Origin of the sequence: Psychrobacillus vulpis, from assembly GCF_006861825.1 — a bacterium.
GTDB lineage: Bacteria > Bacillota > Bacilli > Bacillales_A > Planococcaceae > Psychrobacillus > Psychrobacillus vulpis.
This window is the reverse complement of sequence record NZ_VDGI01000001.1, coordinates 352,020-377,243: the sequence shown is the minus strand read 5'-3', so window position 1 is coordinate 377,243 and position 25,224 is coordinate 352,020. Positions and strand designations below refer to the sequence as shown.

At 35.4% G+C, this 25,224-nt stretch carries 26 protein-coding genes; 13 read left to right on the top strand and 13 right to left on the bottom strand.

Annotated elements, in window-relative coordinates; translation table 11 throughout:
* The first annotated feature begins 387 nt into the window (after positions 1–387).
* Genes FG384_RS01890 through FG384_RS01880 form a run of 3 tightly spaced genes read left to right on the top strand, consistent with a single transcriptional unit; the run spans position 388 to position 3,426 of the window.
* A complete protein-coding gene (locus tag FG384_RS01890; protein WP_142640855.1) occupies positions 388–1,155 on the top strand; it encodes an ABC transporter ATP-binding protein in 768 nt (255 codons plus the stop codon).
* On the top strand, positions 1,142–3,061 hold the full coding sequence (locus tag FG384_RS01885) for an ABC transporter permease (protein ID WP_142640854.1): 1,920 nt from the start codon (positions 1,142–1,144) through the stop codon (positions 3,059–3,061). The genes FG384_RS01890 and FG384_RS01885 overlap by 14 nt, the downstream gene beginning before the upstream one ends.
* A 5-nt stretch (positions 3,062–3,066) precedes the next feature.
* Positions 3,067–3,426 carry a YxeA family protein gene (locus tag FG384_RS01880; RefSeq protein WP_142640853.1) on the top strand — a complete coding sequence of 120 codons (360 nt, stop codon included), beginning with the start codon at positions 3,067–3,069 and terminating at the stop codon, positions 3,424–3,426.
* A 75-nt stretch (positions 3,427–3,501) separates the two neighbouring features.
* On the opposite strand, the gene FG384_RS01875 is transcribed toward FG384_RS01880, so the two are convergent.
* Together FG384_RS01875 and FG384_RS01870 are read right to left on the bottom strand one after the other, a co-directional pair.
* Positions 3,502–4,941 (bottom strand): sensor histidine kinase, encoded by a 1,440-nt coding sequence (locus tag FG384_RS01875; RefSeq protein WP_142640852.1) that lies wholly within the window; start codon positions 4,939–4,941, stop codon positions 3,502–3,504.
* A 6-nt stretch (positions 4,942–4,947) separates the two neighbouring features.
* On the bottom strand, positions 4,948–5,649 hold the full coding sequence (locus tag FG384_RS01870) for a response regulator transcription factor (protein ID WP_142640851.1): 702 nt from the start codon (positions 5,647–5,649) through the stop codon (positions 4,948–4,950).
* Between the two features lie 210 nt (positions 5,650–5,859).
* Here FG384_RS01870 and FG384_RS01865 point away from each other — a divergent pair, with 210 nt between their 5' ends.
* Positions 5,860–6,675 (top strand): MerR family transcriptional regulator, encoded by an 816-nt coding sequence (locus FG384_RS01865; RefSeq protein WP_142640850.1) that lies wholly within the window; start codon positions 5,860–5,862, stop codon positions 6,673–6,675.
* Between the two features lie 68 nt (positions 6,676–6,743).
* Positions 6,744–7,430 carry a DUF554 domain-containing protein gene (locus FG384_RS01860; protein ID WP_142640849.1) on the top strand — a complete coding sequence of 229 codons (687 nt, stop codon included), beginning with the start codon at positions 6,744–6,746 and terminating at the stop codon, positions 7,428–7,430.
* A gap of 125 nt (positions 7,431–7,555) precedes the next feature.
* Here FG384_RS01860 and FG384_RS01855 read toward each other — a convergent pair whose 3' ends face one another.
* Positions 7,556–8,389 carry a TetR/AcrR family transcriptional regulator gene (locus FG384_RS01855; RefSeq protein WP_142640848.1) on the bottom strand — a complete coding sequence of 278 codons (834 nt, stop codon included), beginning with the start codon at positions 8,387–8,389 and terminating at the stop codon, positions 7,556–7,558.
* Between the two features lie 99 nt (positions 8,390–8,488).
* Between FG384_RS01855 and FG384_RS01850 the strand changes: the two genes are divergently transcribed.
* Positions 8,489–11,575 carry an efflux RND transporter permease subunit gene (locus tag FG384_RS01850; protein WP_142640847.1) on the top strand — a complete coding sequence of 1,029 codons (3,087 nt, stop codon included), beginning with the start codon at positions 8,489–8,491 and terminating at the stop codon, positions 11,573–11,575.
* 157 nt (positions 11,576–11,732) lie between these two features.
* Here the strand turns inward: FG384_RS01850 and FG384_RS01845 are convergent, their stop codons facing one another.
* Complete coding sequence (locus FG384_RS01845; protein WP_142640846.1) at positions 11,733–13,082, bottom strand: MFS transporter; 1,350 nt, start codon at positions 13,080–13,082, stop codon at positions 11,733–11,735.
* A gap of 100 nt (positions 13,083–13,182) precedes the next feature.
* Entirely contained in the window at positions 13,183–13,743 is a 561-nt protein-coding gene (locus FG384_RS01840) for a helix-turn-helix domain-containing protein (RefSeq protein ID WP_142640845.1), read from the bottom strand.
* 165 nt (positions 13,744–13,908) lie between these two features.
* Between FG384_RS01840 and FG384_RS01835 the strand changes: the two genes are divergently transcribed.
* The gene (locus tag FG384_RS01835; protein ID WP_142640844.1) at positions 13,909–14,817 is read left to right on the top strand and encodes a DMT family transporter; all 909 of its coding nucleotides are present in this window, start codon (positions 13,909–13,911) and stop codon (positions 14,815–14,817) included.
* A gap of 258 nt (positions 14,818–15,075) precedes the next feature.
* Here the strand turns inward: FG384_RS01835 and FG384_RS01830 are convergent, their stop codons facing one another.
* Positions 15,076–15,951, bottom strand: a complete 876-nt coding sequence (locus tag FG384_RS01830) for a LysR family transcriptional regulator (RefSeq protein WP_142640843.1) — start codon at positions 15,949–15,951, stop codon at positions 15,076–15,078.
* Between the two features lie 173 nt (positions 15,952–16,124).
* On the opposite strand from FG384_RS01830, the gene aroA reads away from it, so the two are divergent.
* Positions 16,125–17,402, top strand: coding sequence for a 3-phosphoshikimate 1-carboxyvinyltransferase (aroA, locus tag FG384_RS01825; protein ID WP_142640983.1), 1,278 nt, complete (start codon positions 16,125–16,127; stop codon positions 17,400–17,402).
* Between the two features lie 75 nt (positions 17,403–17,477).
* Here aroA and FG384_RS01820 read toward each other — a convergent pair whose 3' ends face one another.
* Positions 17,478–18,167 carry a Crp/Fnr family transcriptional regulator gene (locus FG384_RS01820; protein ID WP_142640842.1) on the bottom strand — a complete coding sequence of 230 codons (690 nt, stop codon included), beginning with the start codon at positions 18,165–18,167 and terminating at the stop codon, positions 17,478–17,480.
* A gap of 80 nt (positions 18,168–18,247) precedes the next feature.
* Here FG384_RS01820 and FG384_RS01815 point away from each other — a divergent pair, with 80 nt between their 5' ends.
* The 3 genes from FG384_RS01815 to FG384_RS01805 all read left to right on the top strand — a co-directional run bounded on the left by FG384_RS01815 (position 18,248) and on the right by FG384_RS01805 (position 19,855).
* Entirely contained in the window at positions 18,248–19,000 is a 753-nt protein-coding gene (locus FG384_RS01815; protein WP_142640841.1) for an HAD-IIB family hydrolase, read from the top strand.
* 97 nt (positions 19,001–19,097) lie between these two features.
* The gene (locus tag FG384_RS01810; RefSeq protein ID WP_142640840.1) at positions 19,098–19,292 is read left to right on the top strand and encodes a hypothetical protein; all 195 of its coding nucleotides are present in this window, start codon (positions 19,098–19,100) and stop codon (positions 19,290–19,292) included.
* A 221-nt stretch (positions 19,293–19,513) separates the two neighbouring features.
* Positions 19,514–19,855, top strand: a complete 342-nt coding sequence (locus FG384_RS01805) for a zinc ribbon domain-containing protein YjdM (protein WP_142640839.1) — start codon at positions 19,514–19,516, stop codon at positions 19,853–19,855.
* A 322-nt stretch (positions 19,856–20,177) separates the two neighbouring features.
* Here the strand turns inward: FG384_RS01805 and FG384_RS01800 are convergent, their stop codons facing one another.
* Entirely contained in the window at positions 20,178–20,474 is a 297-nt protein-coding gene (locus tag FG384_RS01800) for a YiaA/YiaB family inner membrane protein (protein WP_142640838.1), read from the bottom strand.
* 182 nt (positions 20,475–20,656) lie between these two features.
* Between FG384_RS01800 and FG384_RS01795 the strand changes: the two genes are divergently transcribed.
* A complete protein-coding gene (locus FG384_RS01795; protein ID WP_420849934.1) occupies positions 20,657–20,923 on the top strand; it encodes a YqhV family protein in 267 nt (88 codons plus the stop codon).
* 112 nt (positions 20,924–21,035) lie between these two features.
* Here FG384_RS01795 and FG384_RS01790 read toward each other — a convergent pair whose 3' ends face one another.
* The 4 genes from FG384_RS01790 to FG384_RS01775 all read right to left on the bottom strand — a co-directional run bounded on the left by FG384_RS01790 (position 21,036) and on the right by FG384_RS01775 (position 23,492).
* On the bottom strand, positions 21,036–21,815 hold the full coding sequence (locus FG384_RS01790) for an ABC transporter substrate-binding protein (RefSeq protein WP_142640837.1): 780 nt from the start codon (positions 21,813–21,815) through the stop codon (positions 21,036–21,038).
* Between the two features lie 150 nt (positions 21,816–21,965).
* A complete protein-coding gene (locus tag FG384_RS01785) occupies positions 21,966–22,544 on the bottom strand; it encodes a Fic/DOC family protein (protein WP_142640836.1) in 579 nt (192 codons plus the stop codon).
* The gene (locus FG384_RS01780) at positions 22,528–22,704 is read right to left on the bottom strand and encodes a Zn-dependent hydrolase (protein WP_142640835.1); all 177 of its coding nucleotides are present in this window, start codon (positions 22,702–22,704) and stop codon (positions 22,528–22,530) included. The genes FG384_RS01785 and FG384_RS01780 overlap by 17 nt, the downstream gene beginning before the upstream one ends.
* 233 nt (positions 22,705–22,937) lie before the next feature.
* Positions 22,938–23,492 (bottom strand): helix-turn-helix domain-containing protein, encoded by a 555-nt coding sequence (locus FG384_RS01775; RefSeq protein ID WP_142640834.1) that lies wholly within the window; start codon positions 23,490–23,492, stop codon positions 22,938–22,940.
* A gap of 115 nt (positions 23,493–23,607) precedes the next feature.
* Between FG384_RS01775 and FG384_RS01770 the strand changes: the two genes are divergently transcribed.
* Positions 23,608–24,192 (top strand): LysE family transporter, encoded by a 585-nt coding sequence (locus FG384_RS01770; RefSeq protein ID WP_142640833.1) that lies wholly within the window; start codon positions 23,608–23,610, stop codon positions 24,190–24,192.
* A 139-nt stretch (positions 24,193–24,331) separates the two neighbouring features.
* On the opposite strand, the gene FG384_RS01765 is transcribed toward FG384_RS01770, so the two are convergent.
* Positions 24,332–24,901 carry a TetR/AcrR family transcriptional regulator gene (locus tag FG384_RS01765; RefSeq protein ID WP_142640832.1) on the bottom strand — a complete coding sequence of 190 codons (570 nt, stop codon included), beginning with the start codon at positions 24,899–24,901 and terminating at the stop codon, positions 24,332–24,334.
* Positions 24,902–25,224 lie beyond the last annotated feature (323 nt).

Below are 25,224 nucleotides of genomic sequence, written 5' to 3'. Positions count from 1 at the left end.
GCTTTCCGCGGGCATCGTCGCCCTTCACTCCAATAACTAGTACTTTGAAAAATAACAGAACATTTAATGGTTTGGAGAAGCGTCTGCTCGACTCCTGCGGGAAAAGCGAGACAGACGAGACCCTGCAGGAGAGTAACGACGAAGCGGCTCGGCGCTCGCCCGCGGAAAGCGAGCGGTAAGCTTCGGAGAACCTAATCTATTCTATATAAAAATAAAAAAGACTGTAGACAACTCGTTTTTATCAATTGTACTCAATCTGAACCGACTTCTATTTATATAGAAGTCGGTTTTTTTTATAGATTTAAGCTTGTTGTAAGGTTGGCATAAAAATGCTGTAAGGATGAGCATTTATAGTATGAGTATCAACAACATGACGAGGTGAAACAAATGGAACCATTATTAAAAGTAGAAAACATTAAGAAAACATATGGTAAATCGAGCGCAACTTACACTGCGTTAGAAAATATATCTTTTGACATTCATGAAGGAGAGTTTGTAGGTATTATGGGACCTTCTGGAGCAGGGAAATCAACTTTGCTTAATATGTTAGCAACGATTGATTCCCCAACTGAAGGAAAAATTTATATGAATGATACGAGTATTCATGATATGAAGGAAGCAGCTTTAGCGGATTTTAGACGTGATAATCTAGGTTTTATCTTTCAAGATTACAATTTGCTCGACTCACTGACCGTGAAAGAAAATATATTATTACCGCTGGCAATTGCGAAAATTCCAGCGAAAGAAATTAATAGTTTAGTGACTCGTATTTCTAAAGTATTTGGTATTGAAGATTTACTAGCTAAATATCCATACCAAATTTCGGGTGGACAAAAACAAAGAACAGCAGCAGCAAGAGCTCTTGTAACTGAGCCTGTTCTGATTCTAGCTGACGAACCAACAGGTGCACTCGATTCAAAATCAGCGACAGATTTATTGGAAAGCTTAAGTAAACTAAATGAAAATAATAATTCTACCATTATGATGGTGACACACGATGCATATGCCGCTAGCTTCTGCCGTCGTATTATTTTCATAAAGGATGGTGCACTTTCAACAGAAATTTACCGACGTGACCAAACACGTAAAGCTTTCTTCCAAGAGATTTTAGACGTCCTTGCAACAATTGGAGGTGAGGTAGATGACGTTATTTAGTCTAGCGAGAAAAAATATTGCACGAAACTTCTCTCAATATTTTTTATATATCGCATCTATGGTTTTTAGTATTGTTATCTACTTCACATTTGTGACATTAAAGTATAGCGATACGATTGCAGAAAAAACGGCTTCATCACAAAAATTAGATTCACTTATGAGTGGTGCGGCAGTCATTCTAATATTTTTTGTTGCCATATTTATTGCGTATTCGAATTCATTCTTTATGAAAAAACGTAAAAAAGAAGTGGCATTGTATGCATTACTAGGAGTACGTAATCGTCAAATTGGTTTTATGCTCTTTTTTGAAAATTTATTATTAGGTTTGGTTTCTTTAGGGGTGGGGGTTGTTCTCGGATTCCTTTGTTCCAAAGGATTTATGACCATTTTGATCCATTTAATGGGCTATGATGTCATAGCGCCATTTACATTTTCGGGATCGGCCGCTTTGAATACCGCTATCGTATTTCTTATCATTTTCTTAGTGACATCATTCCAAGGCTATCGTTTAATTTATCAATTTAAACTAATTGATTTATTCCATGCGTCGAAAAAAGGGGAAGCGGTTCCGAAGCCATCTATGATCGTAGCTATTTTTGGAGTATTACTAATAGCCATCGGTTATTGGTTAGCGATGCAAGATATTTATACTTCTAAAGTGTGGGAAAAAGTCGGCTTTTTAATGACGGCGCTAATTATTTTAACAACAGTTATTGTCGGTACTTTTTTATTGTTCCACAGTGTGACAGACTTTTTGTTAGCAGTGATTAAGAAAAATGAAAGATGGCTGTGGAAAGGTCTTCATTTAATGACGATCTCACAACTATTATATCGTGTACGAGGTAATGCACGTACATTGACTGTAATTGCGGTGCTAAGTGCTACGACTGTAACAACAGGTGGAGCAGTGTATAGTCTTTATTACAACACAAATGACCAAGTTATGACCGCTAATCCGAATAGCTTTATGTATGAGCAAATGGATGCAAAAACCGATCAACAAATTAGCGCTGTACTGTCAGAAACCAAGTACGATGAAAGTATCGAAGCTCTATCTGTCACATTTAATACAAAAGAATTCAACGAGGCATTAATATTCAATAGCTCTGACAAAAGAATTTATACGGTTATTAATGAAAAAACATATAACAAATTAGCAGCAATACAAGGCAAGGAAAAGCTACACGTTAATGAAGACAATGCTGTTATTTTAGATATTGGATATGACAAAAGATTCTCACCTAAATATAAAGGTAAGACCATAACGACAGAAAACAACACTGCAATCACATTTCAAAGCTTTAAAAAGCAAACAGTTTTAAACGTCGGCACAGTAGGTATTGCAGTGGTTGTATCAAATGATCAATTTAAAACATTGCAAGAAGAAGGAGAAGTACTAAAATATCGTGTCATTGGTGTGGATCAAGCTTCTATAGATTTATCAAAAAAAATGGCAAAAGAATTACCTGAAGAAGCGCTATTTTCTAGTGCTCCTCAAGATTTCCAAACAGGTATCGAAATTGTAGGATCACTGCTTTTTATCGGAAGTTTTCTAGGTCTAGTGTTTTTAGCTGCAACAGGAAGTATCATTTACTTTAAAGTTTTAACGGAAGCAGAGGAAGATAAATCACAATATAATATCCTTCATAAAATGGGTGTTAGCGCAAAAGAAATGCGTAAATCCATTGCATCACAAGTATTTGTCATCTTCTTCGTTCCGCTAGCAGTAGGGTTATTACACAGTGCTATTGCTTTAAAAGCATTCTCTAGTTTATTAATGCTGGATCTAGCAAAGCCTGTGTTGATCTGGATGATTGCTTATACAGTTATCTATGGCCTGTATTATATATTAACGGTAGCTTCTTACAATCGTATTATCACACAAAATAATAGAACAGAAGGATGATTAAGATGAAGAAATTTCTTACTATAGTTGGTATTTTGTTTGTAGTAGGAGTAGCGGGGCTCTTCGCTCTTACTAAAATTGACTTCAACCGCATGAATGCTGACAATTATTATTTACAGATTACAGAGGATGGGGTACAACATGAAAACAAGCTAGATGATGGTTCAGTGATGATCTCTTATTCTTATAAACTAGAGGCTACAAATGCTGATGGTGAAACAATCCCACTTGAATTCACAGCACATAAAAATCTACGAGAAGATGCCTACTTAAAAATGTACGTAAAAAAAGATGATCAAGTATCTTCTTATGATGAAGTGAAATTTGAGGATATACCTAAAAAGGCACAAGAAAAATTAAAATAGGAAAAAGGGCTGACTTTAATAAGTAAGTTGGAGAACAGCCCTTTTCTCTTACGTTTAAGATAAATAGAATTAGCGTTATAAAAGTATAGTAATCGAGGTTCCCTTATTTTCAACGCTAGTCAAATCAAGTTTCCCATTATGAGCTAGAATAATATCTCTTGCAATAGCCATTCCTAAACCAGTTCCATGTGTATTGGCAGTATTCGTACCTCGGTAATAACGTTCAAAAACCTGTTCTAAATCTTTAGAAGGAATACCGCGGCCGTTATCAGCAATGGTAATTTGCGTATGGAATACTGGAGCTGTGGATATGTTACCTGACTTTTGCTCTTGTCCACAATGTGGATAAATATTATCAATTCGTATAGTTACTAAGACATTTTCATCGTTATGCACAAGAGCATTGTAGATAAAGTTTAAAATCGCACGTTTCAGTAGTTTTTTATCCACTTTATGCACTGCTTTGTCCACATTTGCCTGAAATTCAATCTGTCGTTCACCAAATGGTGAATCATTTAAAAGTTCAATCGTCATTTCACGTAAAAATACAACTATATCTACATCTTCAAATTGCAAAGGGAGTTGCTGGTTGCGCAAACGCATCGTTAAATTGAGGTCGTCTAACAAATCCTTCATATATAGAGACTGTCTATTAATAATAGTTGTATACTCATGCAATTCTTGCGGAGTTAAATCGGTGCCGCTATCTTTCATTAATTCTGCATATCCATGAATAGAAGCAAGTGGTGTTTTCATATCATGCGAAACATTGCTAATCCATTCTTCACGCATTCGGTCAAGATGATCACGTTCTTTCTCATACTGATCTAACTTCACTGAAAGTTCATTCATATTGCGAAATACATCTTCGTAAACACCTTTTGGTATGGCCATCTTTTTAAAACGTCTTTCCCGAAGCTGTTGAATTCCTTCTACTAAGATGTAAAGTGGAGTTGTTAATCTTTTACCAAATAAAAGTCCAATAACTAATGCAATAATAATATCGACGATTAAAAATAGTAAAAGTAAGATATTAATGTTTTTAAAGATCTTTGCATAATCGTAGGTCAAAACATATCGACCTATTCCTTGATCTTTAACCCCCACAAAATAGCTGAAACCATCAGTTTCACCTATAAAAACGGTCGTCTCTGTATCTATTTCTTTATACTTATACATTTGTACAATTTCAATTGGCGAATACTCTGTTTTCAAATTTGAGGGTGTATAAAAGGCTGCCACTTGTTCACCTTTTTTATTCAAAATTTGTACCCAAGCTTTCAACTCTTGTAACTTTTCTAAGCCTTTTTCATTTACAATCGGTTTGTCATCTTGTAGCTCTACATATTGTGAAAAAGTTCGGCTAAAGTTTTCCATAGATTCTTCTTCTGCGTCGAAATTATACATTGTTCGAAAAACGAGTAAGGAGAAGAGTAAAATCGCGTTGACAAGCCCTACGATTACAACAATTGTCACTACGGATCCTAAAAAGCGCCGTGTCAATTTCCACTTCATCTAGCCTCACCCCTTCGTATGTAATTTATAACCAAGCCCTTTAACTGTTAATAAATACGAAGGATTTGACGGATCTATCTCAATTTTTTCGCGTAAACGGCGAATATGCACCATCACCGTATTATCGGATCCAAAGAATTCATCTCCCCAAACATGTTCAAACAATGTTTCCTTGCTCAAAATCTGATTTGGATGATGCATAAAACAGCTCATCAGTCCTATTTCTTTAGCTGTGAGCTCAATCGTTTTGCTATCCTTTTTCAATTCTGTTTCATTGGCACTAAGCTCAAATGGTCCAACTTGCAAATTTTTCGGTGCCGCTTTCTCCTCTGAAAAGCCAGCACGTCTCAGCTGTGCCTTCACCCGATAAGCAACCTCTTTCGGACTAAATGGTTTGGTTATATAATCATCCCCACCTATCGCAAGTCCTAAAATCTTATCAATTTCCTCATCCTTTGCAGACATAAATAAAATTGGCACATTTGATACTTCACGAATTTGCTTACATAAGTCATAGCCTTCGCCATCTGGCAGCATAATATCTAGCAATACAAGTCCAGGATTAAACTCCTGAAACTTTGCCCAACCATCAGCTACCGTCCCCGCAGTTACAACATTTATAATTCCCTCTTTATGTAAAACTGTCCCCATCAGACGTGCCAAATCTTCCTCATCGTCAATTATTAAAATCCACTGATCACTAGCCACTTTTTTCTACCTCCGTAACAACAATCTATCTTTACTACAGTATAGATTACCTTGTAATTCTTTCGCAAAATATAAGGAGAATAGTGAGATATTGTTTTGAGAGCTAAGCAATATTGAACGGTTCTACTTTTTTCTGAAGTCTAACTCGTTTTTGTTATACTTGAAAACGTATATACTTCAGATAGTACTGTAAATCTAGGAGATCTTAATATGGAAAATACATTTTTGATAGGTGAGATATCGAGGCTTTTTCAGGTAGATATTCGGACGTTAAGGTATTATGATACGATTGATTTGTTTAAACCAAAATTTGTAGATTCTGCGACCGGTTATCGATATTATTCCATCGAACAATTTGAACAATTAAATACAATCTTATATCTCAAATCTCTTAATATGCCATTAAAGAACATTAAGCTTTTTTTAGACAATCGCGAAATTGATAAAATATTGTTGCTTCTAAAGGAACAACAACTTGAAACGGAAAAGAGGATTCAGGAATTTACTCAGATTCAACAAAAGCTTGAAAATAGAATCCATCAGATTACCGATGCGGGGAATTCTAAAGAACTAAATAAGATTCGAAAAATGGATTTACCTGAACGAGAAATTGTATTGTTAAAACAAAAGATTTATAAAGACAATAATTTAGAAATGTTAATTCGTTTATTAGAAAACAATGCAAAGATGAAATCTGCCATATTTCTGGGGAAGATAGGATTATCTATCTCCATCGAGAACTTGAAAATAGGAAGTTTCGATGAATACAATTCAATATTTATCATCGTAGACACTGAAAACTACTGCTCGGATAATGCAAAGATTCTTTCGAAGGGCACATATCTTTCTATTCGTTTTGAGGGAACACATGAAGATGCTTCCCCATATTATAAAAAACTTATGGAGCATGTTGAACATAAGGGATATGAAATATTAGAGGATGCTATAGAAGTCACGTTAATCGACTATGGATTTACAAATGACAGATCTAAATTTGTGACTGAAATTCAAATATTGATCAAATGACCATTGACCCTCCAGCTGCTGGAGGGTTTATTGTTTCCTTAATGTGATTGAGTTAAGGAGAGGTTGATATGATTGGAACAATTGTAAATTGCACGACAATTATTGTTGGAAGTGTTATAGGGAGTACTTTAAAAAAGGGAATAAAAGATTCTTATCAAGATATCCTCATGCAAGCAATGGGATTAGCAGCAATAGCATTAGGCTTAAATTCAATTGTTGAGTACCTTCCATCTAGCAAATTTCCTGTTTTATTTATCGTTAGTCTAGCAATTGGGGGATTGATTGGAGAAAAGTTAAATTTGGAAGAGGGTTTTAAAAAAATCGTATCTAAATTTTCAACTGGAAATTTATCAGAAGGATTATCTACTGCAATTCTCTTATTTTGTGCAGGAACTCTTTCTATTTTGGGGCCAATTGAGAGTGCACTAAGAGGTAATAATACATACCTTTTTACGAACGCGATTTTGGACGGTGTTACGTCAATTGTACTCGCCTCTACTTTTGGAATTGGAATTGCTTATTCAGCACTTGTTTTGTTGTGTTGGCAAGGATTTTTCTATTTTTTAGCAGGATCAATTACAAGTTTTATTACGCCAGATCTCTTAAATGAAATGTCTATTATCGGGGGTGTATTAATTCTCAGTTCAGGACTAAGTATTTTAGGTATAAAAAAAATGAAAACGATGAATCTGATACCAGCGTTACTAATTCCAGTAATTTTTTTAACAGTAAGTAGTAAACTAGGATTTTTATAATATGATTTTACTATAAAATGATGGAGTTCAAGTGGGAATTAATTTCCTTCAAATGATTGAAAAAGGGCACTGATATTCATTTATTAAAAAAGGCAGAATGCTTAAAGCGAACTGCCTTTTTAGTTTTAAAACTCAAAATAACTACGAAGTAAATAAGATATCCATTTACAATGGGGATGATTTCGAATGTTTTCTTGTAACCCTTTCACTATAGCTGGACTTAAAGTTGGTTCAAGTATTTGCTGCTTTAGCAAGATTAAAGATTCCTTTTCGATAGAATCTCCCAGTTCCATTATTTTTTGGTCCATAATTTCGAGAATCTGCTCCCTCGATTCTTCTTCATTCATCGGTTGCTGAAACAACTGGATAAGTTCCTGAGATATAAATGGTATGGTAATATGTCTAGCTAGTAAATTTGTTTTTTCTACAAGCGATTGGGCTAGTAAATTCAAATCTAATGGCAAATTATAGAATAAAAATAACTCTGAATAAGTTTTCATAAAACCTTTAATACAATAGATTAAATCATATTTTGTATGACTAATCTCTTCTCCATATAATCGTTCAACCATCGATAAGATAACTTTCTCCATGGATTGGTCATAGTAACGCATTTTTATTATGAATTCTTCATTAAGGGATCGCATTTGCTCTTTCATAAGAATTTTTGCAAAATCCGAATGCTGATGAAATGAATAGAACGTCGAGTAATAGAATTTGTATAAAAGTTCTTCCGTGTTTTCTTCGTTCTTGACCAGGTAGTCAATATCAGAAGTGAACTGTGTCATGAAATGATTGATCAATTCTAAAATCAATTCATCCTTTGACTTAAATGATAAGTAAAAAGCGCCTTTAGAAATACCGCAATGCTCTGTTATTTGCTGAACGGATGTCGCTTCAAAACCTTGTTTAGCAAATAGTTCTAATGCTTTCTCCATTATTAATTGTTTTTTAATCATTTTATTTTATCGCTCCTAAGTACTTTCGTTGACAAATGACTAATTAGTCATTATTATAAATAATTGAGTCCGATAAGTCAATTAAGGGTAGGTGCTAGAGTGAAAGGTTTAGTAAATTTTGTCCTGAAAAATAAATTAGCAGTATGGTTGCTTACAATTATAATTACAGTATCTGGAATTTACTCGGGTACTCAAATGAAAACAGAGACGCTGCCAGATATTTCGATTCCTTACTTAATGGTAATGGGTGTATATCCTGGAGCAACTCCTGAGCAAGTGATGGAAGATGTATCCATTCCATTAGAAAAAGCCGTAGACAATCTAGAGAACGTGAAAGCTGTATATTCTAATTCATATTCTAATATGGCAAGTATTCAAGTAGAGTACGAGTATGGTATAGATATGGACGAAGCAAAGCGTGCTTTGTCGTCTGCTTTAGATGCTGTGACTTTACCAGAAGGGGCACAAGCTCCAACAATTACAGCTATTAGCATGAATATGATGCCAGTTGTTGCGTTAAGTATAAGTAGTAAGACGGAAGATATTGTGGATTTAACGTCAACAGTAGAGGATATTATCCTTCCAAAAATGGAGAAAATAGATGGTGTAGCTTCTGCAACTATTACAGGTCAGCACATTGAAGAAGTGGAACTGACATATAACGAAGCAAAAATGGCTGAACTTGGCATAACAGAAGATGCGGTTAAGCAAATGATTCAGGCAAGTGATCTAGCTGTTTCATTAGGTCTTTATGAGTTTGAAGAAGGTGAACAAGCTGTAGCAGTGGATGGAAAGTTCATGACAGCTGATGAATTAAAAGGAATGCTTATTCCTGTAACACCATCAGAAACAAATCCATCGCCATTTGTGAAACTTAGCGACATTGCTACAGTTGAAGTAGTAGGTAAAGTACAATCAGTTTCACGTACAAATGGTGAAAATGCGATTGCCATTCAAATTGTTAAAGGGCAACAAGCGAACACAGTGGATGTTGTAAATGATGTGAAGAAGTTAATCGAGGAAGAAGAGGCAAAGATCGATGGTCTTGTCATCGATGTATCACTAGACCAAGGTGCTCCAATTGAAAAATCGGTTGCCACAATGATTGAAAAAGCAGTTTTCGGTGGTTTAATCGCTGTATTAATCATTCTTTTATTCTTACGTGATTTCAAATCTACCATTATTTCAATTGTTTCCATTCCAGTTTCGATTTTCATGGCTTTGCTGCTATTAAATTGGATGGACATTACGTTAAATATGATGACACTTGGAGCGATCACGGTTGCCATCGGTCGTGTAATCGATGACTCCATCGTAGTAGTGGAAAATATTTATCGTCGACTACATTTAAAAACGGAGAAGTTGACAGGGAGAGCACTTGTACGAGAAGCGACTATTGAAATGTTCAAGCCTATCATGTCCTCAACATTAGTAACCGTTGCGGTATTTGCACCGCTTATCTTCGTTGGTGGTATGGTAGGAGAGCTGTTCATGCCGTTCGCGTTAACGATGACGTTTGCGTTAGGTGCATCATTAATTGTTGCAATTACAATTGTTCCTGCATTATCTCACTTCTTATTTAAGAAGAAGTTATATAGTGAGAAAACAGAAAGTAGTCATAAAGAAGCGGGTAAATTAGCGAAAGGGTACAGAGGGATCCTTGGCTGGACTCTAAATCATAAAGTCATTACTTCTTTAATTGCTATTGTTTTATTAGCAGGAAGTGTGGCATTAACACCATTAATCGGTTTAAGCTTCATGGGTAGTGAAGAAGAAAAAGTGATGTACTTAACGTACACACCAGAAGCAGGCGAGCTAATGGATGATACATTAGCAAACATTGAAGTGGTAGAACAAGAGTTATTAAAGCGTGATGATATTGATATTGTTCAATTATCCGTAACGGAGAGCGGCGATGAGATGACTGCTATGATGGGTGGAGGAGCTGGTGGTGCTTTAATGTACCTAATCTTTGACCCAGAAATGAAGGACTTCCCAGAAGTACGTACGGAAATTGAAGACTATGTATTCAATATTGGCCAAACAGGTGAGTGGAAAAGCCAAAACTTCACTTCTATGTCTGCGCCTACTGATCAAGTTAGCTACACTTTCTACAGTGAGGATTTAGATAAACTAAATGAAGCTGTAAAAATGGTAGAAGGCGTTATGAATGAAAATAAAGGCTTAGAAAAAGTTTCTTCTAGTGCAGAAGAAGCGTACGTTGAATATACATTCAAAGTAACACAAGATGAATTACTACAGTATGGTTTAACAACTGGTCAAATCGTTATGATGTTAAATCCAACGAAAACGCAAGATGTATTAACAACGGTTGAAAAAGACGGTAACACATTAGAAGTTATCGTTCAGCAAGAACAAGCTGCACAACCAAAATCAATTGATGATATTTTAGTAACTGAAGTACCAACAGCACTTGGTACGACAATGAAGCTTTCTGACCTTGTAAAAGTTGAGAAGGGTACAACGTTAAATACACTTGCTCGAAGTAAAGGTGAATACTTTGCAACAGTTTCAGGAACAATCATTGGTGATGATATTTCCAAGGCAACATCTGAGGTAGATAAAGCAATTGATAAATTAGATTTACCTAAAGGTGTTACAATTGGCGTTGCTGGAGTAGCTGCAGATATGACGGAAACATTTACACAACTCATAGTAGCAATGCTTGCGGCAATCGCAATCGTGTACTTTATCCTTGTGGTAACATTCCGTGAAGGTGTTGCGCCATTCGCAATTCTATTCTCGTTACCATTTGCAGTAATTGGTTCATTTGTTGGTTTATTAATCGCTGGTGAAACAATCTCTGTATCTGTCATGATGGGTCTATTAATGTTAATCGGTATTGTTGTAACGAACGCCATCGTACTTGTAGACCGTATTATTCATATGGAACGTGATGGTATGAATATGCGTGAAGCAATTCTAGAAGCTGGTGCAACGCGTCTCCGTCCAATTTTAATGACGGCAATCGCAACAATCGGTGCGTTGATTCCATTAGCAATTGGATCAGGCGGCGGTGGCGGTTTAATCTCGAAAGGTCTTGGTATTACAGTAATTGGCGGTTTAATAAGTTCAACATTATTAACATTAATCGTTGTACCAATCGTTTACGAAATATTATCAAAAATATTCAAGAAAAACCGTAAAGAAGTAGAAGAGAACTAATCGAAAAGCCCTGCAAGATGATACGTCATCTTGCAGGGCTTTTGCTTTAAGGATCTCACTATATTTTATTCAAAGTATAGGAACTCGTTAGAAAGGAGTTAGAAGAATAAAGAAGAGGCTATCTAATTGCTCTCTTTTATTATCATCTTCAGTCCTGTCAACTGCCAGTTTCCTGAGATGGTTGGGCAACAGCCTTCTCTGAAACCGTTTCTCTTTTACTCCGAGACCAAATAACGACTGGGATAAGCAATAAGGAAAGAATACCTCCAGTCAGTGAGAGTGTTGTATAACTGGAATGAGCTACGACCATGCCAGATAGTGCTCCACCAGAGGCCCCTGACAAAGCTATTAAGACATCAACAGTTCCTTGTGTCTTTGCACGAGAAGATAGATTGGTTGAATCTACGATGAGCGCTGTGCCACTAATTAATCCAAAATTCCAACCAATACCGAGCAAAGAGAGAGCGACGATAAGTACAAGCATGGAATCAGTAGGTGCAATAGCAGCTATAACACCAGCAAGAAGTAATGTGGCACCGGCAACTGTTGCCATAGCAGTCCGACCAATTTTGTCTACGAGGATTCCGGTTATGAGTGACGGCAGGTACATTGCACCTATATGGAAGCCAATTACCAATCCAACCTCTTTCAAGTTATGTCCATGATGCATCATATGTACAGGGGTCATTGTCATAATTGCAACCATGACAATTTGTGTTAAGACCATTACTGTAGCTCCTACAACAATTCCTGATTTGTTATTAGTTTGTGTATTGGAATGTGTATCTAATTGTTTATTATTTTTCGCTTCATTCGCTTCAGTAATTGCTTTCGCTACATTAAAAGGATCTGGACGAAGTAAAATTAGAATAACTAAACCAGCAAGTATAAAGGCAGCTGCTGCTAAAATAAACGGGCCTGTAAGAGCAGGGACGCCGATGGATACAGCAAATCCACCCATCACCTCAACCAGATTTGGCCCTGCAACAGCACCAAATGTGGTTGATACCATTGCGATACTTACTGCAGTTGCACGCTGTTTAGGCTTTGCTAAATCTGTACCTGCATAGCGTGCTTGCAGGTTTGTAGCAGTCCCAGCACCGTAGATTAGTAGTGATGCAAAAAGAAGAAGAATATTATTGGTTGTGGCTGAAATCACTATCCCAACTGCACCAATCCCGCCAGCCAAAAATCCTGCTGCGAGTCCAAAACGTCGTCCAAAACGTTGAGATAGTCGCCCTACAAGAAGTGCTGCCCCAGCAGAACCGAAAGTGATCAATGCCACCGGAATCCCCGCAAAACTGTCTGTACCTAGCATTTCTTGCGCTAGAAGTGCTCCTACCGTTGCTCCAGCAGCAAGTCCAGCACCGCCAAAAATTTGTGAAATAACAACGATGATCAACGTCCGACGATATAATTGTCTTTGCTTTTCTGGAGAATCAATGTAACTTTTTAACCAAGCTGGTTGACTCTCTAAATCTTTTGATTTAGTGCTATCATGCGACATTACTTAGTTCCCCTTTCCAAGTAACTTATGTATTGTATATTTTCATTATCCATACAATTCCTAATTTTATCTTAGTTTCTCTATTAGAAAAAGGTGCCATTTAAACTAGTGTTGGAGTTAGAACGAATAAAATATGGTTTGATTGCTCGCTCTTGTTCAAAAAACGATGCTTCACATTTGGTGGAATGCGGACAACATCCCCTTCCTCTAAGAAATATTCGATACCTTCCAGTTCAACATACGCCTCTCCTCTCATCACTACAGCAATTTCTTCTTTATTGTCATGAGAGTAGTGACTTTCAGTAGTACATGCGTGTGCATTTAAATCCATCATTAAAAGCTCAATATGTGCTTTCATAAAATCTGGCGTTAACACATCATAGACAATATGGTCACTATTTTCACGATAGACTTTCTTCCGGTCTTGTTTTCTCGAAATAAGTGAATCCGTATCAATGTCATGAATGAAAAGCGTAAAAAGTGGTACATTTAATGCTCGTGCAACTAGTTCTAACACACTTAATGAGGGATTTGCTTGTCCTCTTTCCAGTTGGCTAATGAGCGAGGTGCTAATTCCAGCATAATCGGCAAATTCACGAATTGTCATACCATTTTTCTTTCGGTAGCTTAATACAGTTTGGCCAAGTCGATGATTGATCATAGTAAAACTCCTTTCTAAAATAATGTGTGTTTAAGCTTTTTTGTGCTAACTTACTAAACAAAGAGAAAAAAGATGTCTTTCATTGTGCAAAAACTTTATACTAATTTTATACATTATATTGCACTATTTTTATTATTGTAAACAAAGTTTTAGGAGGCTAAGGGATTGAAATCACCATTTATCTCATACGCTGCTTTATTTTTTGGTGTGTTTGCACTATCTACCTCAGCAATTTTTGTGAAGTTAGCAGATGCACCTTCGACGATTACGGCGTTCTATCGAATGTTTTTTGCAGCAATAATACTTTTACCATTTTTATTAATAAACAAAGAGAGTAGACAGGAGATATATTCGCTATCTAAAAAACAATGGGGACTTGGATTATTATCTGGCTTATTTCTAGCAGTCCATTATGTATTGTGGTTTGAATCATTAAACTACACCTCTGTAGCTAGCTCTACTGTCATTGTTACTTTACAGCCACTCTTTTCAATGGTTGGTGGCTATTTTCTATTTAAAGAGCGCTTCAGTAAAGGGGCTGTAATAGGATGTCTTGTAGCTATTGGTGGGAGCGTCGTTATTGGATGGCAAGACTTTCAAGTTAGTGGGCAAGCTCTATTTGGTGATGTATTAGCCTTTATTGCAGCAGGTATCATTACAGCTTATTTCTTCGTTGGGCAGCATGTTCGTAAAGAGCTATCTCTTGTCCCATATTCAATTATCGGTTATGCGAGTAGTGCATTATTTTTAAGCATATTTGCATTCGGTCAACAAGCACCATTCGTTAATTATTCTGCACAAACGTGGTGGTCCTTTATTGGATTAGCGTTTATTGCAACGGTTTTAGGGCAAACAATTTTCAATTGGCTGTTAAAATGGCTTAGTACCTCTGTTATTTCTATGAGTATACTAGGTGAAACAATTGGAACTTGTATCCTTGCATATTACATTTTGGATGAGGTTATTTCTTTACAACAAGGTTTAGGCATCATGCTCATATTAATAGGTCTAGCATTATTTTTGCTACAACAAAGAGTAGTAGACAATAAGAAAAATACATATGAAAGCAAATGAGTATATTGACGATCTGATAAATGGAAAGTGATTTCATAAATAAGAGGCTGGGACATAAGTAGAAATTTCAAAGAAACTGACGGAAATTTTCGATAAAAATCTGATACTTTATAAAATTGATTGGAGTGTAGGGTCGACTCCTTCGGGAATAGCACGAGTGAGAGACTACAGGCTCGAGCCGTGCCCGCGGAAAGCGTACCCGAAACGAAAATCAATTTTTTTGGGGGTGTCCCATCTTCTTTTTGACATCATAACCGGTCAATCTAATAAGTGTTTATAAAACTTATCTGCTGCGACAGATAAAGAAATATTTTTTCTAGTTACTAATCCAATATTCCTCTTTTCTATTTTTTCATTTAAATAAACTTCAAATAATTCACCTTTTGATAACTCTTTCGAAACCAATTCTTTAGTTACAAATGCAATACCCATACCGATTTTTGCGCATTCTATTAGTAATTCTACACTTCCAACCTCGATTTCAGGATTAAGACTGAGTCCCTGTTTTAGAAATAACTGATTAAGAAAGCTCCTAGAACTACTTGTTTCTGAAAAAGAGATAATAGGATAGTTTAGCATCTCTTCAAGAGAAATATTTTTATTAGCCAACTCCTTATATTTTTCCCCAACTACAAAAGTGCTGCTTATACTTAAAAATTCAGTTAGTTGAATTTGACTATCGTTAATCGGCAAGTGAACGATACCAAGATCAATTCGCCCGTTATTCAATTTGTCTAATATTTGTGGTGTTGAGCCATGTTGAAGCCTGATTTGGATATTCGGAAATTCATTTTGAAACGTTTGTATATAGGGTAGTAAATAATGTTTGCATGTTGAATCACTGCCTCCGATTGTGACATGTCCACTTTCTAAATTTTTCAACTCTGAAATTTTCTGTTCGGCAGTATCAATTAATCCAAAAACTTTGTGAATATATTCAAACAAAGTTTCCCCCTCATTAGTTATTGCGACTCCCTTTGACGTTCTAATAAATAATTGTACTCCTAGTTTTTCTTCTAACTGTTTAATTGCATGACTGACACTTGGTTGAGTAATATACAATTTTGTTGCCGCTTTAGAGAAATTATTTTCTAGTGCTGTTACATAAAAAACATGATACAAGTCTAAGTTCATGGTATAGATCCCACCTATAGCTGTTATGAAATATATGAATTTCATTTATATTAGTCTCTTCATTATAATAAAGACACTAGTTTTTAGGAATAAGGAGGTACTTACTATTGCCAAAAAATGATTTTGATATAAAAGCTCGTAGTCCTTGGACACTATTAAATGGAGTAAAAATAATGGAAATATCACCGAGTGAAAAGAGGATAAACGGAAATCTTACGATTAGTGGAAGTAAAAGTTTAACAAATAGAGCTTTAATCATAAGTGCTCTAGCTAATGGAAAATCAAAAATAACAGGTATTTTAAAAAGCGACGATTCGTATTGGTGTATAGATGCTTTGAGAAAACTAGGAATAAATGTAGAGATTCAAGATGAGACAGCTTATGTTGACGGTAAGGGCGGAGAATGGGACACAGGCAGTTTATACATCGGGGCAGCAGGTACGGTTGCAAGGTTTTTACCTGGTGCATTAGCAATATCTAGTAAAGGGATATGGGAAATTGAAGCTAGTGAAAGTATGAGTAAAAGACCCATTTCAGATTTAATAGACGCTTTGAAAGAAATTGGTGCCGATATCGAGTATTTGAATCATGAAGGTTACTATCCATTGTCCATTAAGGGGACAGAATTAGTTGGGGGGAATGTGAGCATTTCTGGTAAGGTTTCTAGCCAATTTATAAGTGGCTTACTTATAGCATCACCTTATGCAAGAGAAACGATCACAGTAAATATTAAGGATCACATAGTGCAGCAGGCATATGTGATTTTAACATTACAATTAATGGAGCAATTCGGCGCTAATGTGCAATATGATAATAAACTAAATAAAATAATTGTTCATCCTTCGCATTATAATCCACAAGAAATAGAGTTAGAGGCAGATGCCTCTACAGCCTGTTACTTTCTTGCTCTTGCAGCATTGACGAATGGTAGAATTCGCATCAATAATCTAACATATCAAACAAGACAGCCAGATATAAAAATGGTAGATGTTTTTGAAAAAATGGGCTGCAAAGTAACAAAGGGGTCATCTTTTATTGAATTAGAAGGAGTTGCCCAATTAAAAGGGGGATTCGAAATTTCTATGAGGGAGATGTCCGATCAGACTTTAACATTGGCATCTATCGCTCCATTTGCAAATGGGCCAATAACGATTAAGGATGTTGAACATATACGCCATCACGAATCAGATCGTATTAGTGTTATATGCGAATCTTTAACTAGACTTGGGGTTAGAGTAGAGGAATATAAAGATGGCTTAAAAGTATATCCTAGTAAACCAAAGCCCGCTTTGTTAAATACTTATGATGATCATCGAGTCGCTATGTCCTTAGCGCTTATTGGTTCAAAAGTCGAAGGCATACAATTAAACGATCCGGGTTGTGTATCTAAAACTTGTCCTAACTATTTTGATTTGTTGGAGAGCCTAGGTTTGAACATATTACGTCATTAACGAATGGTAAAATGAGTGATTAGGAAAACATGCAGAGTGTGCATTGATGAGAATTTTTTCAAAACACACTCTCTTTTATTCATATCTTAAACCATTGGCAATTCGTTCGATAGCTTCCCAGTCATCTACGATGATTTGTTTCTTGTCTTTGTGAATAGTGTTCGTAACACTTAATTTATCGATAATACGATTTAAGTGGCGAGTTGTTGTGCCGATAAGGGAAGCGATTTCGTGATGATCAGTTGTGTGAATTTCTTTCCCGAACAGATTAGAAGTGTTTCTCGTCGTACATAGGTAACTTGCAAAACGAGTCTCCACTGAAACAAGTAAATTGATACGTGAAGCGGTTGTACATGTTTGTAGTTTGTAAGACATGTGGTTTAGAAGCTCTTGTAAAAAAGTAACTTCTTGTAGCAAATTACTTTTAACATACTGTTTATCGAGAAATATAAAATCTGTTCGTTCTTCCGTGCTAACTTGTGACTGTACATCAACGTGTTGAAGGAGCTCAATATCTCCCATAATGGAAACGGCAGAACAGAATCGAAGTAATAATGCTTTTCCTGTAATAACACTCGTCGTTATTTTGGTACGTCCAGACATTTGAATATATAAGCCGTCAATAGCTTCCCCTTCATGTAACACAATTTCTTTTGCTTCGTATCGTCGAATTTGAAATGGATGATCACAATGTGTAAAAAGTTTTTGGATATGTTCATTTTTTAAGTAAACTTCAAGCAGTAAACAATCTTCAATTTTTTTCATCATTTTTTCTCCTTTTTCGGACTTCTGTCCTGTTCATTATAAAAGAACTCTTTTACATTAAAAAGGAGGGAGGGATATATATGAAATTTGTTTTTGATCTAGATGGGACGATTTGTTTCAAAGGGAACCCATTATCAAAAGGGATAGTTCACGCTTTAGACGGAATTCGTGCAAAAGGGCATGAAGTCATATTTGCATCTGCTCGGCCAATTCGAGATTTATTGCCTGTATTGCCAGATCATATGCATCATTGTTCGATGGTTGGTGGGAACGGTGCGTTCGTTGCAAAAGAAAAGGAAATTATAAAAGTGACCACCTTTGATGCTAAAACAACGGAGGCCATTCGTTCTTTAATCGAGAAATATCAGCTTACCTATTTAATTGATAGTCATTGGGATTATACTTATACCGGTAGCCAAAAACATCCTATTTATCGCAACATAGATCCAAATCAGTTAGCGACAAATGTGCCGATAGACTGCATCGAAGAGATGGTAAAAGTTGTGTTATTCCCTAATGATAATGAAGAACAATTAGTGCAAGTACTACATAATCTCCCTGTTCAGGTGTATGAGCATTATCAAGAAGGCATTTTGGATATTAGCCCTCTTGGTATTGATAAATGGAAGGGATTACAGGTTTTAGGTGTAGAAGAAGGAGCATACATTGCATTTGGAAACGACTCGAATGATGTCTCCATGTTTTTACATGCAAAAGAGGGTATATGTATTGGGGAAAATGAAGCATTACGCTCCGTTGCAACGATGCAACTACATTGTGTTGAACAAAGTATTATAGACAAAATTACGGAGTTTTCGAAGATATTCGCTTAATTAAAAGAATCACTTTGATCATCAAAGTGATTCTTTTAGCTACGAAAGTTCTTTTCTATAAGTGGTATAAACGATAGTTAAACAGGCTCCCAAGAAAATGACAAAGTATATTATAGTGATTAATGCTGCTGTTTCAAATCCTGCTTGTAGCCTTCCCCCGTATTCGCACGATGGAGGGTCTAACTATTGGAACTTAGGAGCGATGGTGGAACAACTAATTAGAAGAGCCGTTGCAGGGGATGACAACGCTTTTTTACAATTGATGCAAATACATGGGGAGATGTATCAATAGATAGACTTGGTCAGGGTTATACAGAACATTTGAAGAAGGTTCTTTCGTAAATCCTGTCACATTTACACTGCAAGTCTATCCAAATTATCTAGAAGAAAGCGTTAAAATTAGAGTAAATAAATAAAGAGGCGTTTATAAGGGTGACATGTTGTATCATCGCCTGTTGTATAAGAAGGACTATTATATTAGAATTAACGGTAATGAATGGAGGAAATGTAATTATGTCAGCATTACCAAATTGCCCTAAATGTAATTCAGAATACACATACGAAGATGGAAGTCTTCTAATTTGCCCAGAATGTGCTCATGAATGGTCGTTAGAGGCAGAAAATGAAACTAATATAGATCAAAAGATTGTCAAAGATGCTAATGGGAACGTCTTAAATGATGGTGATTCTGTGACAGTTATCAAAGACCTTAAAGTAAAAGGAAGTTCATCCACTTTAAAAATTGGAACTAAAGTAAAAAGTATTCGATTAGTTGATGGAGATCATAATATTGATTGCAAAATTGACGGTTTTGGTGCAATGAAACTAAAATCTGAATTCGTTAAAAAAATATAAGTACATGCGATTTTTAGAACAAACGTCCATTAAGTTATTTATTTAACTTAATGGACGTTTTACTTTAATTGAAATTTATTACAGAATAATGAAAATTTTCATATGATACGAGTGATATAATGACAGTTATAAAAGTGTCCAAGAAAAGATAGTAGAAAGATAGTGGGTGTAAAATGAAGAAGATTCATTATAGTTGGGTAATATTAGCCGTCACATGCGGGAGGTTACTGCATAATCCCAACGGATTTGTCTAAATCTAAATTTGATTCGAAGACAGTTCTAATTCTGTTTTTATAAAGAATTAGAACTGTTGTTATGATTATTAAGATTCCTCTTTATTCGTAGGAAGTCTAATGGCACTCAATTGACGTTCTTGTTCTTGCTCTGCAATGATATCATTATCTTCAGCGTTATCCCGTGTGACTTTTTGTGTGAGTATTGCTCCAACCGCCACTAAAATCATAACCGCAATATAATATCCCTTTTCATTGAGCTGTAAGCTGTCCTCATTATAAAGACCGATACTAAACATGAAAACACCTGCAAAGAGTGTGAAATAAGCTAATACAGTAAATGCTACTGTATTTCGTTTTCTGTATTTCTTTTGATTCGCTGTAATCTCTCCTTCTATATTTAATGCTACTTCTTATTATATGAAGTCATCGTGTAAAAAGAATTTCAGGACGGTAGAAAAATATTCTATCCCCTATATAAGTTAAATTCGACTTTGATAAAAGTGGAAAAGCATACATACACTTTAGGGAGTATTCATATAGAAAAAATAAGAAGGAGTTATTACTTTTGATTGAAAAAGCACTTCTTTTCATGATTATATTGAGAGTTTTTTCAGGAAGTATAGATATAACAGCTGCAATGTTGATGTTAAAATTTAATGACTTAGAAAAAGCATTTCAAATTAATACGCTACTTGCTTTAGTTGGCCCTTTTGTGTTAATCGTTACGACAGGGATAGCATTATTTGGACTTGCTGAAAAGATCTCCTTAACTAGAATGATTTGCCTCTTTAGTGGAATTTTACTCATTCTTTTCAGTTTAAAATCGAACTGAGGACAAAATACTTCAAGCGAAACAATGTTAATATTCCTTATTTTAAAAAAAGGACTGACTCAGCGTTCATTGCTGTTCAGTCCTTCTTGTTTTTCTGTGGCATGAGTTACTATTATTTATCTACTATTTTTTCAAAATATGCTCCTGCTAATTTCATTCTAGCTCCGTACCAAAACATCTCTCCATCTACTAGTACGATTTTGGTGTTCGGAAGAAAAGCTTTAAATTCAGCTATATGCTTTTCTTGAAAAGGAAATGGTTCGGAAGCGAGCAAAAGGACATCAATGTTCGCTTCCGTAAATTGCTCTTTTGAAACTATAGGGTACCTTGAATCTTCTTTTCCAAAGGGATTATAGAAACCAAGCATATGTAATACATCATTAATATAAGTCGTTCCACCTACAACCATATATGGCTTTCGCCAAATAACATAAGCTGCGTTTAATTTCTTCTTGTGTAAAGGTGTTGGGAACGAGTCTTTGCAACTGGCTATGAGATAATCCGCTTCTTGTTGTTGATTTGTCAGAAATCCGAGGGTATGGATAAAACGATAGGCATCTTTAATTGATTGCACCTCCAGAACGAAAACAGGAGCAATTTTTTCAAGAGTATGCACTATTTCTTCTGTATTTTCTTCCTTCTCAGCAAGAATAAGGTCTGGTTGTAGCTCGCGTATTTTTTCTACGTTTACTTCTTTTGTACCTCCAACGATTGGAACTTTTTCAACAATTCCTTGTGGAAAAATGCAATATTTAGTGCGACCAACGATTTCTTTATCCAGCCCTAGGGCGAAAAGCGTTTCTGTAATCGCTGGACAAATGGAAACGATACGTTTTGGGGGCATAGAAATGTTCATTTGTCTCCCGAGATGGTCGGTTATTAGGTTTGCCATCGAATTCCTCCCTATATTAATAATCGTAAAAGCTTATCGTTATTTATTTCGTTACAAGAGGAACGTTATCCTTTCTTTCCGTGAAGAAGAACTATAGATAGAGGGAAATGTACAAAAAAACGAACTGTCCGTTTGGAAGTTCGCGAGTATTTAATCTATACGTGTTAAAGTATCTAGAAATAGCTTCTCCAGTAAATCATCACTCATTACGGAACGAATCATAGCTTGCATGTATTCAGAACGATTCATTGTGTCATATTTCCATAAGAACCCTTTCGATTTAGCGTAGGTTTGAAGGAATATACGAGTTGTACGACCGTTTCCTTCTCTAAAAGGATGGAGCATGTTGAGCTCAGATTTGAAGTAAGCTAATCTATTGGCTGCAAACTCTAGAGTGTCCCAATTGGGTTCAATTTTAAATTGATGGAATAAATCAGAGGCGTATGCTTCCATGAACTGTACTTGGCAAAAACGTGTACCGTCTTTCATCAATTGTACGTTTCGAAATTGACCTGCAAATGGGTATATGTCCTGGAAAAGGTGATAGTGAAGGGCAACAAAATCGTCTTTTGTAAAAGCAATAATTTTGTATGCACCTTGTTCGATTTGTGATGCTCGAATGGAGAAAGTAAAAGCTTCAGCTTCCTCAAGCTCTTCGAAATCGTGTATATCTAAAAGATTTGCTTTTAAAAGATAGTCATCATTTTCAAATTCATTGTACTTTGTCATTTGCCAAGGCTTCCTTGATCAAAGTCGGCGTTACTTTCCTACCGGAATTGACGATTTCAATAGCCTTTTCTTGTAGCGAATGACTCAAATATAAGTTTTCAAGCTGCATATTTTTTAAAACACGGTTAAACTCAGGAGAATTCAATTGAATTTTCTTCATCGGAACGACTCCTCTCTATACCTTAATTATAAGCTTTAAAACAGGATTTTTCTACTTAATACAATTGGGAGTTTATTCAACAAATTCCGGCAAAGAATGACTTTGTTGGGGTGAAATAAATTTCCACTGCAATGGATTTATCTGATGAAGAGCTAGGTACAAGACTTTAATTCGAAACTATAAAAGGCTATCGTCTATGTCGGTAATATTTCGACGTAGGTGATAGCCTTTTCTTAAGCCGGATAATATAAAATCATACTTATACGAGCTAGGGTTTCTCCTGAATTATGATACGTATGGGGTCTGTCTGCCTTGAATCGGATAGAATCACCACTTCTTACAGTGTACTCATTGTTATTTACCCGTATTGTTAGTTCTCCTTCAAAAATAGTTAAGAGCTCTTCAGTACCTTCCATATGTGGATCAGCACTTAGAAATCCACCTTTATCTATCTCGACGGAATAAACTTCGAAGCGTTTATCATCTTCAAAAGGAAAATTAGGATAGACCCGATATTTCCCATTGTCTTCGGATAAGGTTTGAATGTCACTTCTTAAAACAATTTTTGTATCTGACTGTGGAGTATTGATGAGTGAAGTAAAAGAAATCTTTAATCCATTCGCTATTTTCCAAATAGTTGTGATTGTCGGGGTCGATTCTCCTCTTTCAATTTGACCTATCATCGTTTTGCTTACTCCAGTTAATTCTGCAACCTTTTCAAGACTTAATTTTTTATTTTCTCTTAAAGCCTTTAAATTTTTTGCAATGATAAGATGTATTTCTTCCATAAACACACTCCTTTTCTTCTTGTGCTATATAACGTATATAATGTACAATAAAGAGTAAGTCGTTATATTGACCATATAGTGCATTATAACATATTTACAAGAAAGGGGTTCTAATATGCCATTGTTTTCACTTCTGTTATTTGCTTTTGTTGCTAGTTTTACCCCGGGACCAAATAACATTATGGCCATGATGTTTGCTAACACATACGGATTCAAAAAAACATTTAAATTTTGCTTAGGTGTTGGTGTGGGATTTTTTATCATTTTAATCATGAGTGCTTATTTTAATCTACTTCTTCATAATTTCATTCCAAAAATTGAATTTATGATGACGATTATAGGTGCAGCTTATATGTTGTATATAGCTATAAAAATTGTTACTAGTAAAAATAATGGTAACGATGATAATGTGGGCAATAATAACAGCTTTTTTGTAGGAGTTGTTCTACAATTTATAAATCCTAAAGCCATTTTATATGGCATAACAGTCATGTCAACTTTCATTCTTCCATATAACACGTCGCATCTCAGTTTCCTATTTTACTCTGTTTTCCTAGCTACTATTGGTATACTGTCAACTAGCAGCTGGAGTATGTTTGGTTCGATTTTTAAAAAGTTTATATCAAAGTATCGAAGTCAATTTAATATAGTCATGGCACTACTTTTAGTGTATAGTGCTATTTCGATTCTAATGGGATAATGAGTCGCCTTTTTATATAAAGGGGAAAGTCTAGAACATGATATACAAAATGTTATTATAGTATATTTTTATATGGACCATTATACAAAAGCTGTTTAACTGAGGAGAATTCCTTGTTAAACAGCTTTTTTTAGACTGATTATTTGATTAATTTCATGCCATTTAAAATTGGAGGAAGTGCTTTTTGGATATATTGCTCTGCTGTAAGTTTGCTATTATGCTGCCAATCTACAGAAGCACCATAAATACCCCAGCTTAACATCACAGAAGCAATTCGAAGTGTTTCTGGATCTTCCTGTGGTTGATTTTTTATTAAATGTTTGCAAAAAAGCTCTTCAAGCTGTGCCTTAAGTTTTGCTTCGATAGATGACATAAAGGCATCGTAACTGCGTTTACACTGTGTGGAAAGATCGGATTGAAATGTTGTAATCGACAGAAAGATTTTTATAATAGATTCTTCTGAAAGTTCATCATGCAAATTGATATCATTAAAGATTTTTGTCATGAGGTCTTCCGTTAAAACGGCATCTAATAATTGATATTTATCGGTAAAGTGAGAATAGAAAGTAGCTCGATTTACAGTAGCTTCGTCTGTTATGTCTTTTATTGTAATATCTTTGAACTCTTTTTTCATGGATAGCTGTACAAATGCGTCCATGATTAGATTTCGTGTACGAGTAATACGTGGATCAATTCGAGTTTGTGACATCTAAATACCTACTTTCTCCATTTTTATTAGACATTTTTGCGAATATGTTGCTTAAACAACTAATGATGAATATTATTGATTGAAATTGTATTGATTACCATATAAATTAACTATACAACACTTGTCGAATAAACAAAAGATGTTGTTTAGAAAAGTGTTAAATGAATATTTCATATGCCCTCACTTGTCAAAAGGGGATGAAAAGGGTGGTATGAGCGTTTCAAAATAAAATGTCGTGAATTAGAAGAATACATCGGTAAAATGCCAATTGTTTATCCTTAATCAGTAGAAGGCAGTTTTCTGTTCCAAGTCAAATTTAGATA

Bases quoted from the DNA above. Each gene is read 5' to 3' on its own strand.
- FG384_RS01890 (WP_142640855.1), top strand. From the start codon at position 388: ATGGAACCATTATTAAAAGTAGAAAACATTAAGAAAACATATGGTAAA.
- FG384_RS01885 (WP_142640854.1), top strand. From the start codon at position 1,142: ATGACGTTATTTAGTCTAGCGAGAAAAAATATTGCACGAAACTTCTCT.
- FG384_RS01880 (WP_142640853.1), top strand. From the start codon at position 3,067: ATGAAGAAATTTCTTACTATAGTTGGTATTTTGTTTGTAGTAGGAGTA.
- FG384_RS01875 (WP_142640852.1), bottom strand. From the start codon at position 4,941: ATGAAGTGGAAATTGACACGGCGCTTTTTAGGATCCGTAGTGACAATT.
- FG384_RS01865 (WP_142640850.1), top strand. From the start codon at position 5,860: ATGGAAAATACATTTTTGATAGGTGAGATATCGAGGCTTTTTCAGGTA.
- FG384_RS01860 (WP_142640849.1), top strand. From the start codon at position 6,744: ATGATTGGAACAATTGTAAATTGCACGACAATTATTGTTGGAAGTGTT.
- FG384_RS01855 (WP_142640848.1), bottom strand. From the start codon at position 8,389: ATGATTAAAAAACAATTAATAATGGAGAAAGCATTAGAACTATTTGCT.
- FG384_RS01845 (WP_142640846.1), bottom strand. From the start codon at position 13,082: ATGTCGCATGATAGCACTAAATCAAAAGATTTAGAGAGTCAACCAGCT.
- FG384_RS01840 (WP_142640845.1), bottom strand. From the start codon at position 13,743: ATGATCAATCATCGACTTGGCCAAACTGTATTAAGCTACCGAAAGAAA.
- FG384_RS01830 (WP_142640843.1), bottom strand. From the start codon at position 15,951: ATGAACTTAGACTTGTATCATGTTTTTTATGTAACAGCACTAGAAAAT.
- aroA (WP_142640983.1), top strand. From the start codon at position 16,125: ATGGAAATATCACCGAGTGAAAAGAGGATAAACGGAAATCTTACGATT.
- FG384_RS01820 (WP_142640842.1), bottom strand. From the start codon at position 18,167: ATGAAAAAAATTGAAGATTGTTTACTGCTTGAAGTTTACTTAAAAAAT.
- FG384_RS01815 (WP_142640841.1), top strand. From the start codon at position 18,248: ATGAAATTTGTTTTTGATCTAGATGGGACGATTTGTTTCAAAGGGAAC.
- FG384_RS01810 (WP_142640840.1), top strand. From the start codon at position 19,098: ATGACAAAGTATATTATAGTGATTAATGCTGCTGTTTCAAATCCTGCT.
- FG384_RS01805 (WP_142640839.1), top strand. From the start codon at position 19,514: ATGTCAGCATTACCAAATTGCCCTAAATGTAATTCAGAATACACATAC.
- FG384_RS01790 (WP_142640837.1), bottom strand. From the start codon at position 21,815: ATGGCAAACCTAATAACCGACCATCTCGGGAGACAAATGAACATTTCT.
- FG384_RS01785 (WP_142640836.1), bottom strand. From the start codon at position 22,544: ATGACAAAGTACAATGAATTTGAAAATGATGACTATCTTTTAAAAGCA.
- FG384_RS01780 (WP_142640835.1), bottom strand. From the start codon at position 22,704: ATGAAGAAAATTCAATTGAATTCTCCTGAGTTTAACCGTGTTTTAAAA.
- FG384_RS01775 (WP_142640834.1), bottom strand. From the start codon at position 23,492: ATGGAAGAAATACATCTTATCATTGCAAAAAATTTAAAGGCTTTAAGA.
- FG384_RS01770 (WP_142640833.1), top strand. From the start codon at position 23,608: ATGCCATTGTTTTCACTTCTGTTATTTGCTTTTGTTGCTAGTTTTACC.
- FG384_RS01765 (WP_142640832.1), bottom strand. From the start codon at position 24,901: ATGTCACAAACTCGAATTGATCCACGTATTACTCGTACACGAAATCTA.